General features: G+C 73.0%; 12 protein-coding genes. 6 read left to right on the top strand and 6 right to left on the bottom strand.

All coding sequences use genetic code 11. The features are described 5' to 3' along the window. Nucleotides 1–47: 47 nt before the first annotated feature. Genes STRCI_RS32005 through STRCI_RS32025 form a run of 5 tightly spaced genes read right to left on the bottom strand, consistent with a single transcriptional unit; the run spans nt 48 to nt 8813 of the window. Nucleotides 48–1073: a tyrosine-protein kinase family protein gene (locus STRCI_RS32005; protein WP_269662434.1), complete on the bottom strand. Its 1026-nt coding sequence runs from the start codon at nt 1071–1073 to the stop codon at nt 48–50. Continuing rightward, complete coding sequence (locus tag STRCI_RS32010; protein ID WP_269662435.1) at nt 1063–4839, bottom strand: TIR-like protein FxsC; 3777 nt, start codon at nt 4837–4839, stop codon at nt 1063–1065. Before STRCI_RS32010 ends, STRCI_RS32005 begins: the two co-directional genes overlap by 11 nt. After that, complete coding sequence (locus STRCI_RS32015; RefSeq protein ID WP_269662436.1) at nt 4832–5791, bottom strand: AAA family ATPase; 960 nt, start codon at nt 5789–5791, stop codon at nt 4832–4834. Before STRCI_RS32015 ends, STRCI_RS32010 begins: the two co-directional genes overlap by 8 nt. Continuing rightward, entirely contained in the window at nt 5788–7854 is a 2067-nt protein-coding gene (locus STRCI_RS32020) for a vWA-MoxR associated conflict system protein (RefSeq protein ID WP_269662437.1), read from the bottom strand. The genes STRCI_RS32015 and STRCI_RS32020 overlap by 4 nt, the downstream gene beginning before the upstream one ends. Then, on the bottom strand, nt 7851–8813 hold the full coding sequence (locus STRCI_RS32025) for a lipase family protein (RefSeq protein ID WP_269662438.1): 963 nt from the start codon (nt 8811–8813) through the stop codon (nt 7851–7853). Before STRCI_RS32025 ends, STRCI_RS32020 begins: the two co-directional genes overlap by 4 nt. Before the next feature lie 189 nt (nt 8814–9002). On the opposite strand from STRCI_RS32025, the gene STRCI_RS32030 reads away from it, so the two are divergent. The 5 genes from STRCI_RS32030 (at nt 9003) to STRCI_RS32050 (ending at nt 15252) form a co-directional block, all read left to right on the top strand. Beyond that, nucleotides 9003–10322, top strand: a complete 1320-nt coding sequence (locus STRCI_RS32030) for a radical SAM protein (RefSeq protein ID WP_269662439.1) — start codon at nt 9003–9005, stop codon at nt 10320–10322. 194 nt (nt 10323–10516) lie between these two features. Then, entirely contained in the window at nt 10517–11998 is a 1482-nt protein-coding gene (locus STRCI_RS32035; RefSeq protein WP_269662440.1) for a cellulose-binding domain-containing protein, read from the top strand. A 200-nt stretch (nt 11999–12198) separates the two neighbouring features. After that, nucleotides 12199–13290 carry a ribosome small subunit-dependent GTPase A gene (gene rsgA, locus STRCI_RS32040; RefSeq protein WP_269662441.1) on the top strand — a complete coding sequence of 364 codons (1092 nt, stop codon included), beginning with the start codon at nt 12199–12201 and terminating at the stop codon, nt 13288–13290. An 82-nt stretch (nt 13291–13372) separates the two neighbouring features. After that, the gene (locus tag STRCI_RS32045; protein ID WP_269664699.1) at nt 13373–14761 is read left to right on the top strand and encodes a DNA-3-methyladenine glycosylase 2 family protein; all 1389 of its coding nucleotides are present in this window, start codon (nt 13373–13375) and stop codon (nt 14759–14761) included. Nucleotides 14762–14766: 5 nt separating this feature from the next. Continuing rightward, entirely contained in the window at nt 14767–15252 is a 486-nt protein-coding gene (locus tag STRCI_RS32050) for a methylated-DNA--[protein]-cysteine S-methyltransferase (protein WP_269664700.1), read from the top strand. A gap of 12 nt (nt 15253–15264) precedes the next feature. On the opposite strand, the gene STRCI_RS32055 is transcribed toward STRCI_RS32050, so the two are convergent. Then, the gene (locus STRCI_RS32055) at nt 15265–15747 is read right to left on the bottom strand and encodes a DUF456 domain-containing protein (protein ID WP_269662442.1); all 483 of its coding nucleotides are present in this window, start codon (nt 15745–15747) and stop codon (nt 15265–15267) included. 156 nt (nt 15748–15903) lie between these two features. Between STRCI_RS32055 and STRCI_RS32060 the strand changes: the two genes are divergently transcribed. After that, nucleotides 15904–17112, top strand: a complete 1209-nt coding sequence (locus STRCI_RS32060) for a protein phosphatase 2C domain-containing protein (protein ID WP_269662443.1) — start codon at nt 15904–15906, stop codon at nt 17110–17112. Nucleotides 17113–17152 lie beyond the last annotated feature (40 nt).

Genomic DNA, 17152 nt, shown 5'->3' on the forward strand with positions numbered 1-17152 from the left:
CGGCCCCTTCCCGAGGTTCGAAGATCCGCGGTCACGCTGCCTGGAACCTACCTCGACGGGTAGTCCGGGTACGGGGTCCGGGTGCGGTAGGCCGCCATCAGCCGTTGGCGCTCCTCCGGCGGGAGCGGAGCCAGTGAGGTGACGGCGCCGTCGCTGATCCAGGAGGCGAGCCGTTCGTAGGCGGCGAGCAGGGTGTGGGGGTCGCGTGGGCGATCCGACACCGTCGCGGGGATCTCTCCGTAGGCGTGAAAGCTTCGGAACGGGATCTCGACCTCGCCCCAGTAGCGCTCGCGGTCGTCCGGGTCGAGCCAGGACAGACAGGGAGCGAAGGTCTCGCGGGCGAGGTCGCGCGCTCGTTCGAGCCGCTCCAGTTCGTGGTCCTCGACCGGCATGGGCGTCGGCAGCACTCGTACCGGCCGCGGAGCCGACCGTCGGACGGCCTGCGCCCTCGTGGCTGTGCCTTCGATGCTCTGTGCGTTGTAGGCGAAGCACGCGACGAGGACGTCCGGCAGCGCGACCGTGCAGATGGCAGCGGTGTCCGCGACTCCGGTCCGGCTGTCGATCAGGACGTAGTCGTAGGCCTCGGCCAACCGCCCGCGCAGCGCCTGGAGGAACACGCCGCCGCCGAGTGCCTCGTAGAAACGGGACCAGTTGAAGGTGGTGAGGGCTGCCGCGTAGCTCACCTGCTGCCGTCCGGCGGGCATCAGGTCCAGGCGGCCACCGGAGGGCAGGCGCAGGCCGGTCCCGGTGACATACCGGCTGGGCCGGAGCCAGGTGCGGAGCCAGTCCTCGTCGTCCGGCTCGTCCTCGGACGGCGGCCTGAGCACCTCCCGGACGTACCCCTGGACCAGTTCCAGGATGCCGTCGGTCGACCTCAGGTCGGCGTCGATCAGCAACGGTTGAAGGTAGCGGTGCAGGCCGGGGGCTTCCAGGTCGAAGTCCACGACGAGGACCCGGTACCCGCCCGAGGCAAGGATCCAGCCGACATTGGCCAGCGCCATGGTGCGGCCCACACCGCCCTTGAACGAGTAGAAGGTGACGATTCTGCCCCTGGTGCCGGTCTCAGTCGTCATGGGCTTCGCGGTCTCTCGGCGGGGGCGCAAGGAAGTCGGGCATGCCCAGCAGGGGCGGGGCCGGAGGACCGCTCGGCAGCCGGCGCGGGGGCGCCACGTCCATGAGCTGGTTGGTGGCGACCGCGACCAGGTCGGTGAGCCGATGGTCGAACCCGTCGCTGGTCACGCCGACGAAGAGCGGGTACTTGCGGCGCGCCCGCCTATCCGAGAACACCCTCCTCAGCTCGTCCGGGAGGTCGACCTCATCGTCCTCCCGGAGAACGATCACCCCGGTGAGCGGGCGATTCGCGCGGGCGAAGTCGTCGAGGGCCTCCTGGAGTTCGATGGCGCGAAGGTCCCGCGGGTCGATGATCAGGATGCTGATCCCGGAGAGGCGCTCGGCTTCGTCGAGGCGGTCGGCGAGTGAGCCGTCGATCCTGCCGACGGACATGGTCAGCCCCTGCTCAACGATGACCCGCTCAGCGCGCCGCACGAGGGGTGTGGCACCGGGCGAAAGGAACACCTGGGCGTGTGCGGACGGTCTGGGCACCGGCTGGGCACGGAAGGCCGGGAGGACGGAGGCCAGGTCGAGGTCGGGCGTGGTGGGCAGGCGATAGTGTTCCGCCGCGGTGCGGACCGCGCGCGCGACGGTTGCGACGACCCGGCGATACGGTTCGCCGTTCGGCTCGGTGCGCAGCAGGTGCCGCAGCCCGTGCTGGGCGTACTCCTCACCCATCTCGGGCTCCAGCCACTGGTACCGTGCCGCGCTGTCGGGGAGGGACACGGGCTGGGGCGCCCACATGACGGGGACGAGCGCGCGGGCGTCGACCCCGCTGAACCGTTGATGCCGCCCCAGTCTCTCGGTGAAGGCCGCGAACTCGCTTCCGCAGCGCGGGCTGTTGAAGTACGCCGGTGAGTACAGCGCCACGAAGGTCCGGCAGGAGCCGACGGTACGGCTCAGCCGCGAGAGTTCCTCGAAGGACGGCTGCTCGAAGAAGTCCTCGACCCGGGCGGACAGCTCGGTCATCAGGTCGTTGTAGAAGCGGTTGACGTAAGGGTCTTCAGCGTCGGTCCGCGCCCAGCTGAGGAAGAAGTACGGGGATTCCGTGGTCCGGACGGACCCTGCGGCGGGGACCCGTGACGGGCGGTACGGCCGGGGGACGAAGGCACGCAACCGCGGGCCCGTCCCCGTGACCAGGACCCGTCCCAACGACGTGAGCGGCGGCCTTACCGCTTCGGGGAGCACCGGCTCGTCCAGTCCGTCCACGACGACGATCCAGGGTCGGCGCATGGTGCGCAGCCGGTCGAAGAAGGCTTGGACACCGGCATCGGTGTCGGCCGTGGCGGTCCCCGCGATCACCGCCTCCGCCTCGGCGTACCGGGTGCGGATCTCGGCCACGGTGCTGCCGCTGACCCAGACGGCCAGGTCCACGGTGCGCTCGTCCCATTCCCGGCGCAGAAGGCCCGAGGCGGCATACCGTCGCTGATCCGCCAACTCGCCGCCCAGCACGATCGGTTCGGACCAGTCCTGGTCGGCCAGTTCCTCGGCGAGGACGGCGGCCCCTCCCCGCGGTGCGCGCGGGAGGTCCCCGATCAGGAAGCGGGAGGGGCGCTTCGGGGCGCCGCCGAGGGGAAGGTGCGAGCGCACGGCGTCCAGGAAGCCCGGTTGATGCTCGAGTTCGCTGATGCCGACGACGGTGAACTTGTCCGGTGGGAGGGGCGCCCTGGCAAGCCCCACCAACTCGCGCGTCTGGAATACGGGAGCCCCGATGGGCGCGGACAGCCGCCGCCCACTCGCGGATTCGAAGACAAGCTCGCCCGAGGGGACGCGGCGCAGGACACCGAGCACGACGTCAGGTGATCCTCCAGGAGGTGGGGGGACGATGAGGCGGCACGGCGTGGCCGACGGCGCCCCGAGAGGTTCGGTCCAGGCAGGCGGGGTGAAGTTGCCGGGGTCGACGAGGTCGGAACTGGCGAGGAAGACACCGACCCCGGTGGCCTTGCTGTGCCATATGGGTTGGCACCAGGCCTCGTCGAACTCCTCCACCCGCCGACCACGGGCCCTGATCGCCATCAGCTCGCCATCCAGTGGCGCCACGGCCAGAATCAGCCGCGGCCCCAGAAGAACACCCGTGCCGACATGCTCCAGATGAGTACCCCCGCTCAGCTCGGTCGTCCGCCCGATCCTGCTGATGAGCACCGTCGCCGGGAGTTCCTCACTCCGCCCCGGACCCGCCGCCTCCGCACCCCCGCCCACCCCGAGCCGCCGCCTCGTCGCCAACGACGCCCGGGCGAAGGGCTGTAGCTGAGCTGGGAGTTGGGCCACCGCCTCCGGCAGATGGACGACCGCGGCGATCCCGTGCGGAGCGTGCGGGTGGGCTTCCAGATGCCGGGTGAAGGCGCGCAGGACCTCCCAGGCGTCGTGCGTCGTCAGCTGTGCGCCCAAGCGGGCACGGGCCGGCTCGCGGAAGGTCAGCACCGGATCGTGCCCCGGGACGTGGGTCACGGTGAGCAGTCCGCTGGTGAGGACCTCGGCGAGATCGGCCAACCGGGCTTCGGGTACCGCCTGTTCGCGCAGGGCGTGCAGCAACGGCAGGGTGAGTTCGGGCAGATGGGAGCAGAGGACCGCGAGCCGGACGGCGGGCGCCGAGGCCGTACGGACGAAGGCGTCCGCGAGGGCCTCGGGGTCGACCGGGGGGTCGCCGTGGGCGGGCCTGGGTTGCGGAGGACGCCCGGTGGCCGGGACGAGGACGGCGTCACAACCGACCGGGTCGGTGCCCATCACGGTCTTCGCCCAGCGGCCCAGGGAGTGCGGGGTGCAGGCGGCGACCGGCAGCGCCTGCCAGGGACCGAGTCCCTCCGACGCGCCGGAGTGCGGACGCCAGCGCAGGGGGACCCGGTGGCGCAGGGTGCTGTTGCGGCCGCCGGGGTGGGCGGCGGTGGCGCGTACGGCGGGCAGGTCCAGGGCAGAGCGCCGCCACAGGCGCGGCGGCAGCGGGTCGACCAGGAGCACGGGGACGCGCCGCCCCCAGTCGCTGAGCAACCGCCAGGGTGCCGGGCCGTGCCAGCCGCGGTCCGCGCAGTCGGTGAACACCAGCAGCAGTCGTCGGCCGTGGGCTCCGCTGCCGTGGTGCGGTACGCGGTCCGGCGGAACCCGGGCGCCCCCGTGGTCACGTACGCCCGGCTGACCGTCGGCCCAGGTCCACTTCCAGGTGGACACTTTCCGGAAGACGCCGAGGCCGTCCAGGAGTCGGGTGAGGGCCTGCGCCGTCTCCTCCCACATGGTCATGGACAGGGAAGTGTCCACGAGTGCGACGACCTCGAACCACCGTTCCGCACGGGGCGAGAACAGCGGGACGAGCGGACCGCCGCGCGCGTAGTGGTCGACGGTGGCGTCGATGTCCAGCCGGGACCGGCTGCCGCCGCGCCAGGCCCGGCGGAACGGCTGGAGCGCCCGGCCGACGGCGAGTGTCTCGGGCAGCGCCTCCGCACGGCCCACCGACAGCGGCGTGCCGCGCACCCGGGCACCGCCGCCGGGGGTGTACGCGGAGACGTCCGGGTCGCTCGAAGGCGCGGCCGGCGGCGGGGGCGACTGGCGCGGCGCCGCGGCCGGCGCTGCGGCCGTCCGCGCGGAGGAGTGCTCGGCGGGGGCCGCGGGTCCGGGGCGGTCGGCGGCCGAGCGGGCCGCGGCCAGCCAGACGGCGTCCGCCAGGGTGCGGGCGTCCGCGCCGGCCGGAGCGCACGCCGCCAGCGCGGCGAGCAGCCGGTCGAGGCCGCCCTCAGGCACGGGACAGCTCGGTGAGCAACAGGTCGTGCAGGTCCTGGCGTTGCCTGCCCTCGGGCGCCGAGTCCCCGGTGAGCAGGGCCACCGCGTTCAGCAGCTGGTCGACGGCGAGGTGGTGGCCGCTGTTCGCGCGGGCGACGAACTCCCTGATCAGCTCCAGGGCGTCGTCGTCGGGCAGTTCGCCGAAGTGCGCGCGCAGGATGTCCCGCAACAGGTCCGCCGTCAGCGGTGGCATCGTGTAGCGGACACAGCGGCGCAGGAAGGCCGGTGCGAAGTCCCGCTCGCCGTTGCTGGTCAGCACGATGAACGGGAACTCCGTACAGCGGATCCGGCCCCGCTCGACGGTCGCCGTGTCCCGGCTGTCCCAGAGCCGGACGGCGACCTTGTGCCGCCGGTGGCGGACGAGTTCCGGGATCTCGTACTCGCCGCGCTCCAGTACGTCGAGCAGGTCGCCCGGCAGGTCCAGGTCGCTCTTGTCGATCTCGTCGATGAGCAGGGCACAGGGGCGCTCCGCCGGGAGCAGGGCGGTGCCCAGGGGGCCGAGCTGGAGGAAGGGGGCGATGTCGTCGCCGTGCCGGCCCGCGAGGCGGTGCTGGCGGGCGGTCCGGCCGGTGGCGCCGCGCAGACTCTGGGCGTGGATGCGGCCCAGGGCGTCGTAGCGGTAGAGCGCCTCGGCAAGGGTGCTGCGCGAGGTGATGTGCCAGCGCAGCACCGGCCCGAGGGCCAGCTCGTGCGCGACCTGCTCGATGACCGTGGACTTCCCGGAGCCGGCCGGCCCGGTCACGAGCAGCGGGCGGCGCAGGTGCAGCGCCGCGTTCACAGCGTCGGCGAGCCCTTCCGGTGGCTGGTACTCGCGGTGCTGGGAGGCGCGTGGGAAGGTCCGCCACGGCGGGGGCGGGGCCAGCGCGGCCCGTCGCTGTACCCCGTCCCCTTGGTAATAGGGCTTCCAGGTCACGACTCTTCCTCCAGCGCGGTGACGACACGTCGTTCGAACGGGCGGCAGAACTCCAGCCAGTGCTCGTCGTGCCAGACAGCCCGGACGTCACCCAGACACGTCGGACAGTCCTGATGAGCCTTCCAGCGGTCGCGGTAGGCGTCGGCGAAGCCCCCCGGCAGGGTGTGCCACTGCTGCCGCACCACACTCCGCATGCGGTCGTCCGCCGCGGGGACGTCCGGGCGGGGCCACAGCACGATGGGCGCGTAGGGCAGGAACAGGTCCAGGAGGTCCGGCAGGTCCTCGGGGTGGTGGTCCACGCCCACCGCCGTGGCGTACTGCCCGGCGCGCAGCGCGAACTCCAGTCCGCCGCGGTCGTGCAGGATTCGCGCGTCGACCCACTCCACGGGGACCTGCCCGCAGGCGGCCATGGCCTGGAGGGACTTGCGCGCGGCGTCGTTGGCCTCCGCGTTGCCCTTGGCGGGGTCGAGCCGGCCGCTCCAGCGGACCACGACGGTGTGATGGGCGCCCAGGAAGTGGTGACCGACCGTCTCCTCCTCGGGCCACCACTCGGCCACCAGGTGGGCGGGCGCGGCCACGTCCACGTTCACCAGCAGGTCCGGGGCGGGCAGTTGGCCGCGTGCCCAGGACAGTGCCTGCTCGATGGCCCGGACCGCCCCGGCGCGGTCGGGGGAGACCCGGGGAGAGGTCCACTGTGCCGGGCGCTCGGTGCCGCCGCGCACGAGATGGGCCTCCACCTCCTCCGGCCAGCCCGTCCACCCTCCGGCCAGGCTGATGACCAGCCGCAGCCGCTGCTGTTCGCGGTCCGCAGCGAAGTCCCTGAGCGCGTCGTTGAACCAGGTGGTGACCCGGTGCTCGCGGGCCCAGGCGCGCAGCGGGCTGTGCTCGCCGCCGAGTCCGGTGAGGTCGGCGACCGCCGCGAGGAACCGGGCCAGTCCCGCTCCGGGCTCGCCGTCGGCCGGCTGGGCCCTGAGGGCGGCGTACTCCAGCAGGCCGGGCAGCAGCCGCCCGCCCTCCGGCAGGGGCGGGAGACCGGCCAGTCGCCCGGCGGTGCGCAGCAGGTCGCTGGTGAGGGTGTCGCCCACCGCGTCCTCCACGAGGTCCGACAGGCGCACGCACTCCCGCAGCGCCGTGGTCACCTCGACCACCCGTTCCCGCCATACGGGGTCCGCCTCGCCCTCGGCCCGGCCCGCGACGGCGAAGTCGCGCAGCTCCTCCAGCACGGTGGGGGTCAGCCGCTCGGGGAGGCTGCCGGCCGGTGTCCGCCACATCTCCACCGCCTCCCGCAGCACTTGGCGCCCGAGGGGTCCTACGCTCTCCCCGGACGCGACCGCGGTGTGCCGCGCGTTGCGGGCCAGCCACAGCCTCTGCAGGGCGCAGGGGTCGTTGTCGTACTCGGCGCGTCCCACGGTCTGGGGACCGACCCGTCTGCGCAGTGTCTCGGTGAGGGTGCGGTCCACGTAGAGCGCGCCGCCGGCGTCGGCGAGTCCTTCCCGTATCACCTCGGTCACGGCGAAGGTCAGCTTCAAGTCGCGGGCGGCCTCTCCGGCGACCGCGGCGGTCAGCACGGCCAGCCGGGCCCGGCCCGCCCGCACCCCGCCCGCGAGCCGGCGGGCGTCCGGCATCGCGCCGCTGGCGTGGCAGGTGTCGACGAGGGCGATGACGCCGTCCACGCCCACCGTGTCGGCGGCGTCGGACAGCAACTGCCCGACGGGTACGGCGGAGCCGGTGTCCTCGGTCGTGGACTCGCCGACCATGTAGTACAGGTCGGTCTCCTGCGGCGGGGTGAACCCGTGTCCGAGCAGGGCCACCACCAGCACCGCCGAGTCGGCCCGCGCCCGGGCGCGGGCCTCGGTCATGGCCGTGCGGACGTCCTCCGGTGAGAGGTCGTCGCCGATCAGCAGGGACCGGTGGTCGCCGATCCGCCGGGTGCAGCCGCCGAGCGACGGATCGGTCAGGACGGTGTGCAGATCCCGCGCCGCCCGCACGAGCCCCGTCAGCCGGCCCATGGAACGGCACTGGGCCGCGACGACCAGAACATGCCGCGCTCTCGCCGCCGTCATCGCTTCAGCGCCTCGACGACGGGCCCGGCGACAGCGGTCTGCCGCAGGTATTTCGTGGCCGTGTGCACCCAGATCCCGTCGGAGTCGACCCGGTGGCTGTCGGGCAGCACGCCTGCCCGGTTCGGCAGCATCCAGTCCTGGATCCGGGGGCGGCAGACGACGATGTCGTCCCGGTCCCAGAAGTTCAGCCACCGCTCGACGGGTTCCGGGGTGCGCGGAGGACGTGGGTGGATCCGGTGCAGCACCGCCGTGGCCGTGGCGAGCGGGGAGCCGAGCGTGATCAGCAGCCGGACCGGTCCCGAGTAGTGCTGAAGGGCCTCGAAGGCCACCACGGTGCCCAGCGAATGGGCGACGACCACGAGCGGACGCCCGGGATCCAGGCCCCGGAGCACTCGATCCCGGACCCGTGTGTCCAGGCACCGGCCGCCGCCGTCCGGCTCGCCCCGCCCGAGATAGCGGCCCACCTGGGAGAGCTGCCCCAGCAGGGAACGTCCGCTCGCCCACTGGGCGGCCCGGCGCAGCCCCGGTATCTGGAGCAGCGTGGTCAGGACGCCGGCCAGGATCCGCAGGGGCTCGCCGATGCCCTGTGTCTGCTCGTCCGACAGTTGCTGCCGGGCGTTCTCCACCATCCTCAGCAGATCCGGAGCCTGTCGCTCCAAGGCCTGGTGCGCGAGCTCCTCGGTCAGCTCCGCGACGAGGCGGGACAGAAAGGCCTCGTCGTTCTGTGACGGCCCGAAGGTGTCCCCTTGTGCCCCCCGGTCCAGGAACAGGTCGCTGTAGTCGGCGAACCGCACATCGGCCGGCCACCCCTGGGTGAGCCGGGAGACGGCGTCGCTGTGCCCAGCCCTGCGCGCCCCGTCGGCCAGGGAATCCAGCCACGCCCGCCGTTCCCGATCGGCGTCCCGCAGGCCGCCGATCCCGTGCACGAAGAGCAGCTGAGCGCTGCCCGAAGCCGTCACCCGTCCCCCCGCGGTGCTGCCGCGACACATCGTGTAGCGATGCATATCAGATGAGGTGACGCGTTTGCGTGGGAACGTCAAAACACCTCGGGCCCCCGGCGACGGGCCGACGAGGGACCCGGTACCGGCCTCGGGCACGCAGGGGCATACCGTGAGGAGTCGAACGCCTGAGCCGGGAGGAGACACGGGATGGGCAGCCGTACCGCGCTGGTCGAGGATCTGATGGAGCGGTTTCCGCATGTGCCGCGGGAGGCCGTTTTCAAGGAGGACCTGCTCCGCGGCGGTGTCGCCTTCGACGCGTCCGCGCTGAGCGACAACGAGGCCGGCGAGGTGAAGCCGAAGTCGTACTTCATCTTCTCCTTCGACCACGGCACCCTGCCCGAGCTGGGCGAGGCCGCGCTGCGCCGGCCGCCGGAGGAGATCATCCTCACCGGTGGGCCGTACGACCTGCGGCGGACCGTGGTGTCCGTGCGGGTCAATCCGTCGTCGCCTTATCGCGTCGCCGCCGACGAGGACGGCATGCTCGGGCTGTACCTCGACGGCAAGCGGATCTCCGACGTCGGTGTGCCGCCGATGCCGGAGTACTACCGGCACAAGCTCTCCAACGGGAAGTCCGTGATGGAGGTCGCCCCGACCATCCAGTGGGGCTATCTGATCTACCTCACCGTCTTCCGGGTCTGCCAGTACTTCGGCGCCAAGGAGGAGTGCCAGTACTGCGACATCAACCACAACTGGCGCCAGCACAAGGCGGCCGGGCGGCCGTACACCGGGGTCAAGGACGTGGAGGAGGTGCTGGAGGCGCTGGAGATCATCGACCGGTACGACACCGCCAAGGCGTCCACCGCGTACACGCTGACCGGCGGCGCGATCACCAAGACCGTCGGCGGCCGTGACGAGGCCGACTTCTACGGGCGGTACGCCAAGGCCATCGAGGAGCGGTTCCCGGGGCGGTGGATCGGCAAGGTCGTGGCGCAGGCGCTGCCGCGTGACGATGTCCAGCGGTTCAAGGACTACGGCGTGCAGATCTACCACCCCAACTACGAGGTGTGGGACGAGTATCTGTTCAAGATGTACTGCCCGGGCAAGGAGCGGTACGTCGGCCGGGACGAGTGGCACAAGCGGATCCTGGACTCGGCGGAGATCTTCGGCGCGCGCAATGTGATCCCCAACTTCGTGGCGGGCGTGGAGATGGCCGAGCCCTTCGGGTTCAAGACGGTCGACGAGGCGATCGCGTCGACCACCGAGGGCCTGCGGTTCTTCATGTCCCAGGGCATCACGCCCCGCTTCACCACCTGGTGCCCGGAGCCTACGACCCCGCTGGGCAAGGCCAACCCGCAGGGCGCCCCGCTGGAGTACCACATCCGGCTGCTCCAGGCGTATCGGCAGACGATGGAGGAGTTCGGTCTCTCCTCGCCTCCCGGCTACGGCCCGCCCGGACCTGGCCGCGCGGTCTTCTCGGTGAGCTCCTTCATGGATAGTCTGCCCGCCGCGGAGCCGACACCTGTGTGACGGAAGGTGAGCACGGGGCGCCCGGGATCTGTACAACTCCTCGGAGCCGAGGGGCCGGACGGGCGCCCGTGACATTTGAATAGCGCGCTTGTCAGTTGTGTCGAATACGTGAAAGGGTCGTGCTCTGCCGCGAGGTTCCCCCCAACTCCATTGCCAATATGGCGAGTTGACCTCGCTATGGATGCAGGAGACCCATGCCCGACCTGCCGACCCCCCAGGACGCCACCGAGGCCGCGCTGTTCTCCGAGTGCTGGGACGCCGTGCTCTCGTACGCCGACCTGTGCACGGCCGGCTCCACCGCGGCCCATGAACTGGCCACGGAGGCGTTCTCGACCGGTATGCGCGAGGTCCGCGCCGCCGAGTCTTACGGCACCCGCTACGCCGGCCGCCGCTCCCCCCGACTGCCCCGGATACCCCTGCTGCTGACCGCCGTACGCACCACGGCGGCCGACTGGGAGGTCTCGGGCCGGGGCAACCGGCTCGACCCCGATCTGCGGCTGTGGCTCAACTCCACCAAGGCCGCCCGCTACTCCGGACCCCCGCAGAGCCGCCCGCTCGCCCTGCGCGGTCTGCGCGACATGCAGCAGCCGGACGCCGAACTGCTGTGGCTGGCCGAGGTGGAGGCGCTGCCGCTGTCCGTGGTGGCCCGCCGGCTCGGCCTCGACCCCGCCACCCTCTCCGACGAACTCGCCCAGGTGCGCGGCCTGTTCCGGGACCGCTGCCACCGCAACCATCTCGACGCGCCGAAGGACCCGCAGTGCCGCGGCTATGTCCGGCTGCTCGACGCGGTGACCCGCTCACCCATCGCCGACACCCCGGACGACCTCTCCCGCCACCTCGCCACCTGCGTGGACTGTTCCGAGGCCGCCGCCTGTCTGCGGCTGCACGGCCTCGGACTGCCCGCCGCCCTGGCCGGCGGCGTCATCGGCTGGGGCGGCCTCGCCTACCTGGAGCGCCGCCGCCGCGCCGCCGAGGTCCGCCTCGGTGCCGGACGCCCCGAACTTCCCGCCCCGGACGGCGCCGCCGACCTCGCCGCGCAGAAGGCGAAGGCGGTGCGCGGCGGGCTCCTGGTCGCGGCCGTCCTGGTGTCCCTGCTCGCCCTCGGGGTGTCGCTGATGCCGTTCGGCGGATCCGGCTCCGGCGGCGACGCGGCCGGTGACCCCGGGGACCGTCAGCCGGTGGCCGACAACCCCGGCGCGTCCTTCGAGCCCTCCGCGGAGGACACGGACACCGGCGCGAGCGACTCCCCGCCGGCCTCCGCCGACGCCACCGGGTCCGCCACGGCCAGCGAGGACCCCGACCCCGAGCCCCAGGGCACCTCCACCACCACGGCGGGCGCCGGCCCCGAGACGAGCGCCCCCGCCGACTGCCGGGTCCGCTACGACCTGGTCAACCAGTGGCCCGACGGCTTCCAGGCCACCGTCACCGTCACCACCGAACGGCCCCTGGACACCTGGCGCGTGGCCTGGTCCTTCCGCGACGGCCAGCACATCGGCCAGATGTGGGACGCGAGCTTCGGCCAGAACGGCTCCCGGGTCACCGCGACCGCGGCCGAGTACAACCGGACGGTCCCCGCCGACGGCACTCTGAGCTTCGGCTTCATCGCGTCCTGGCAGGGCAGGAACGCCCCGCCGCACGCCTTCGAGCTGAACGGCCGGGAGTGCGGCACGGCCTGATTAATTCGATTGACGGCCCGTGGTGGGCCCCGGGTACTGTGACGGAGTTCGTTACGAGCGTGCTGTGAAGGAGGTGTCGACCGATGGCTGTCATTGCGATGGGCGCTGCCCGCATCCAGGAATCCATCACGTCCACCTCCGTGGCCACCGGCTGACCCACCACACACCGCCGGGGCCCACCCTTGTGAAGGGTCACCTCGTTGACTTCCACCTCTGTTTTCTCCGCGTTGGCTCCCTACGGCTGGGACGCCGAATGGGCCGACGCGTTCACCCCGCACGACGCCGAAGGGCTGTTGCCCGGACGGGTCGTCCGGGTCGACCGCGGGCAGTGCGACGTGGTCACCGCCGACGGGATGCTGCGCGCCGACACCGCCTTCGTCACACCGCACGATCCGCTGCGGGTCGTGTGCACCGGTGACTGGGTCGCCGTCGAACCCGGCGGCAACCCGCGCTACGTACGGACGTATCTGCCGCGCCGTACCGCCTTCGTGCGCTCCACCTCCTCCCAGCGCTCCGAGGGGCAGATCCTCGCGGCCAACGTCGACCACGCCGTCGTGGCGGTGTCGCTCGCCGTCGAACTCGACCTCGGGCGCATCGAACGGTTCCTCGCGCTGGCCTGGGAATCGGGCGCGCAGCCCGTGGTCGTGCTGACCAAGGCGGACCTCGTGCCGGACGCGGTGACGCTCTCCCATCTCGTGCAGGACGTCGAGACGACCGCGCCCGGGGTGCCGGTGCTGACCGTCAGCGCCCATCTCGACGAGGGCCTCGACGTCCTCACCGCCGTCGTCGGCGGCGGTACGTCCGTGCTGCTCGGCCAGTCCGGCGCGGGCAAGTCGACCCTGGCCAACGCGCTGCTCGGGGCCGACGTCATGGACGTCCAAGCCGCCCGGGACGTCGATGGCAAGGGGCGGCACACCACGACCACCCGGAACCTGCTGGCGCTGCCGGGCGGCGGGGTGCTGATCGACACCCCGGGGCTGCGCGGCGTCGGGCTGTGGGACGCCGAGTCGGGGGTCGGGCAGGTCTTCGCCGAGATCGAGGAGCTGGCCGGGCGGTGCCGGTTCCACGACTGCGCCCACGAGAGCGAGCCGGGGTGCGCGGTCCTCGCCGCCATCGACTCCGGCGAGCTGCCGGAGCGACGGCTCGACAGCTATCGCAAGCTGATCCGGGAGAACCAGCGCATCGTCGCCAAGACGGACGCCCGGCTGCGCGCCGAGATCCGCCGGGACTGGAAGCGCAAGCACGCGGAGGGCCGGGCGGCCATGGAGGTGAAGCGCAACGGGCGGCTGTGACACCAAGCAGCCCGGGGAGGTCATCGTGGTGTCCGAATCCCGCCAGCGCCGGCCTCGGAACTGACCGAGACTGGTACGCGTGATGGACGAGGACACCAGGTACGAGGCGGTGCGCAGCCGGGACGCCCGGTTCGACGGCGAGTTCTTCTTCGCCGTCGAGACCACCGGCATCTACTGCCGCCCGAGCTGCCCCGCCGTCACCCCCAAGCGCCGTAACGTCCGCTTCTTCACGACCGCCGCCGCCGCGCAGGGCTCGGGATTCCGGGCCTGCCGGCGGTGCCGCCCGGACGCCGCGCCCGGCTCGGCCGCGTGGAACGTCCGCGCGGACGTCGTGGGCCGGGCCATGCGGCTGATCGGCGACGGGGTTGTGGACCGGGAGGGCGTGGCCGGGCTCGCCGGACGGCTCGGCTACAGCCCCCGCCAGGTGCAGCGGCAGCTGACCGGCGAGCTGGGCGCCGGACCCGTCGCGCTGGCCCGTGCCCAGCGGGCCCACACCGCGCGCGTCCTGCTCCAGACCACCGGCCTGCCGATCACCGAGATCGCGTTCGCCGCCGGATTCGCCAGCGTCAGGCAGTTCAACGACACCATCCGGACCGTCTACGCCCGCACCCCCAGCGAACTGCGCCGCGCCGCCACCGGGGCCTCCCGCCGGCCCGCCGCCCCGACCGCCGGTATCCCGCTGAGGCTCGCCCACCGCGGCCCCTACCGCTCCGGCGCCGTCTTCGACCTGCTCCAGGCCGAAGCGGTACCCGGCGTGGAGGACGTCAGCGGCATCCCGGGCCGCCGCACCTACCGCCGCACCCTGCGCCTGCCGCACGGCACCGGCATCGTCGCCGTCGACGAGCTGCCCGGCAGCACCAGGACCGACACCGGCACCCACCCCGGCGGCTGGCTCGACGCCCACCTCCACCTCACCGACCCCCGCGACCTCACCACCGCCGTCCAGCGCCTGCGCCGCCTGTTCGACCTGGACGCCGACCCCTACGCCGTGGACGAGCGGCTCGGCGCCGACCCCCGGCTCGCCCCGCTGGTCGCCGCCCGCCCCGGACTCCGCTCACCCGGCGCCGCCGACCCCGAGGAACTCGCCGTACGGGCGCTGGTCGGGCCCGCCGGTGCCGAGCGGCTGGTGCGGGCCTACGGGAAGGCGCTGGACTCGCCCTGCGGCAGCCTCACCCACCTCTTCCCGGAACCGGCCGTCCTCGCCGAGGCCGAGCCGCACGGCACCCTGGGCGCGCTCACCGCCGCCCTCGCCGACGGCGCCGTACGCCTGGACGCGGGCGCCGACCGGGACGACACCGAGGCGGCGCTGCTCGCGCTGCCCGGCCTCGACCCCCGTACCGTCGCCGTCGTGCGCACCCGCGCCCTCGGCGACCCGGATGTCGCCCCGCCCGGCATGGACATCCCCGACAACTGGCGCCCCTGGCGCTCTTACGCCGTACAACACCTGCGCGTGGCAGGGGAGTTGGAGTGACCGTCATGACCATGCAGTGGACGCGCCTGGACAGCCCCGTCGGCTCGCTCCTGCTCACCGCCGACCCGGAGACCTGCGCGCTGACCTCGCTGTCCGTGCCAGGCCAGAAAGGCGGCCGCACGGTCCAGGAAGGCTGGCTGCACGACCCCGGCGCCTTCCGGGACGTCGAGGAGCAGCTCGCCGCCTACTTCGCGGGGGAGCTGAAGGAGTTCCGGCTGCCGCTGCGCGCCGAGGGCACCGAGTTCCGCCGGAAGGTGTGGGCCGCGCTCGACACCGTGCCCTACGGTGCCACCACCACGTACGGCGAGATCGCCGCGCGGATCGGCGCCTCCCGCGCCGCCGTCCGGGCCGTCGGCGGCGCGATCGGCGCCAACCCGCTGCTGATCGTCCGCCCCTGCCACCGGGTGATCGGCGCGGACGGCTCCCTGACGGGGTACGCGGGCGGCCTGGAGCGCAAGACGGCCCTGCTCACGCTCGAACACGCGCTGTAGTGGGACTGGCCGTCAGCCCCAGATGACCAGGCCCAGCCACGCCCCCGCGATCAGCAGACAGGTGAACAGTTCCGCCAGCACGCTGGAGCCGCCCGAGCGCATCGCCGTGCGCAGGGCGGCCCGCGCCTCCGCGTGGCGGCCCAGGCGCAGGCGTTCCTCCAGATAGATGCCGCCCATGAAACCGGGGATGGCGCCGATCACCGGGAGCAGAAGGAAGCCGAGGAAGGCACCCGCGCCCGCGTACACGCCCATCCGGCGGGTGGCGCCGCTCTCGCGCAGCCGTCTGGGCGGCAGGGCCCAGCGGACCACCTGGGAGAGGAACAGGGCGACGGTCGCCGCGCACAGCAGCACCCACGCCTCCGGCCGCGGATCCTTCAGCGCCCACCACATGACCGCGGCCCACACCAGCCACGATCCCGGCACACCGGGCACGAGCACTCCGCACAGGCCGAGCAGGATGACCATGCCGACCAGCAGGAGATCCCACACTCCCATCTGACCAGAGTGCCGGAGCCCCGGGACCCCCGCAGGTCAGCGGCGCCGGGCCACGCGGCGACTCACTTCTCCCCTTTTCGTCACCCTGTTCGCCCCCTCACCCGATTTTCGGGTTGCCCCGTTTTCATCCGGCTCTGCCGGTGGACAATTAGGGGCATGAGCCAGCAGGGGGGAAGGCCCACCGGTCGGGACGACGACTGGTGGACGCAGCTGTACGACGACACCAGGGCGGACACGGGGCCTACGGCGGCCGAGGACTCCCTGGACGACAGGTTCGCCTCGGCGGCGACGACGGTGACCACTGGGGCGGCGCCCGTCCCCAAGCAAGGCGGCACCCCGCCGGCGCGGGCGAGCGATCCACCCCCGACGCCGATCCCGGCGCCGCGTACCGAGCAGCCGTCCCTCGTCGACTACGTAGGCTCCGGCCCGCCCACCTACGCGGCCGAACCCACAGCCCTCCCTCCCGCGGACCCCGACGACCTGGACGACCTCGTCGCCGACACGGTCCTCGACGGCGCCCACTACGGCACCTGCACCCTCCGCGCCGCCTCCGTCCGGGGCGACTCCGCTCGCTACCGGGGCGAACCGCGCCGGGACTCCCTCCTCACCGCCCGCTTCGGCTCCGGCGACACCGCGCTGGTGCTCGTCGCCATGGCCACCGGCGCCCGCGCCACCCCGGGCGCCCACCGCGCCGCGGCCGAGGCCTGCTTCTGGATCGGCAGGGCGGTCGGCCGCAGTCACGCCCGGCTCGCCGAGGACCTGCGCGCCGCCCGCCGCGGCGACCTCAAGTCCGGCCTGCACCGCCTCACCGACCGCAGCCTCGGCAAACTCCGCGCCAGCGCCACCGAACAGGGCATCGACCCGGAGGAGTACGCGGCCACCCTGCGCTGTCTTCTGCTGCCCGCCGACCCCGACTGCCGTACCCGGGTCTTCTTCGGCGTCGGCGAGGGCGGCCTGTTCCGTCTGCGGGACGGCGAGTGGCAGGACATCGAGCCCCGGGTCACGGACGCCGTCGGCGAGGCCGTCGTGGGCTTCGGCTCGCCGCCGTCCGAGACGCCGGAGGGCGACCGGCTCACCATGGACCTGGGCATCCCCACACCGCCGAGCCCCTACGAGCCCGCCCCCGAACCGGCCCGCGAGCCCTTCCGCTTCCGCGCCTCGGTGGCCCGTCCGGGTGACACGCTGCTGATGTGCACCGGTGGGCTCGCCGAACCCCTGCGCGGTGAGGCGGAACTCGCCCACCACCTCACCGGCCGCTGGTCCGGCCCCACCCCGCCCGGCCTCGCCGCCTTCCTCGCCGACACCCAGGTCCGGGTCAAGGGCTACGCCGACGACCGTACGGCCGCCGCCGTCTGGGAGAGCTGACCGAGCGAAGCGCCCGGCCCTGTGCCTCCAATGGAACCCA

This window comes from Streptomyces cinnabarinus, from assembly GCF_027270315.1.
Taxonomy (GTDB): domain Bacteria; phylum Actinomycetota; class Actinomycetes; order Streptomycetales; family Streptomycetaceae; genus Streptomyces; species Streptomyces cinnabarinus.

Excerpts from the sequence above, each read along its gene's own strand:
- STRCI_RS32005 (WP_269662434.1), bottom strand. The coding sequence starts at position 1,073 with ATGACGACTGAGACCGGCACCAGGGGCAGAATCGTCACCTTCTACTCG.
- STRCI_RS32020 (WP_269662437.1), bottom strand. The coding sequence starts at position 7,854 with ATGACGGCGGCGAGAGCGCGGCATGTTCTGGTCGTCGCGGCCCAGTGC.
- STRCI_RS32030 (WP_269662439.1), top strand. The coding sequence starts at position 9,003 with ATGGGCAGCCGTACCGCGCTGGTCGAGGATCTGATGGAGCGGTTTCCG.
- STRCI_RS32035 (WP_269662440.1), top strand. The coding sequence starts at position 10,517 with ATGCCCGACCTGCCGACCCCCCAGGACGCCACCGAGGCCGCGCTGTTC.
- STRCI_RS32045 (WP_269664699.1), top strand. The coding sequence starts at position 13,373 with ATGGACGAGGACACCAGGTACGAGGCGGTGCGCAGCCGGGACGCCCGG.
- STRCI_RS32050 (WP_269664700.1), top strand. The coding sequence starts at position 14,767 with ATGACCATGCAGTGGACGCGCCTGGACAGCCCCGTCGGCTCGCTCCTG.
- STRCI_RS32055 (WP_269662442.1), bottom strand. The coding sequence starts at position 15,747 with ATGGGAGTGTGGGATCTCCTGCTGGTCGGCATGGTCATCCTGCTCGGC.
- STRCI_RS32060 (WP_269662443.1), top strand. The coding sequence starts at position 15,904 with ATGAGCCAGCAGGGGGGAAGGCCCACCGGTCGGGACGACGACTGGTGG.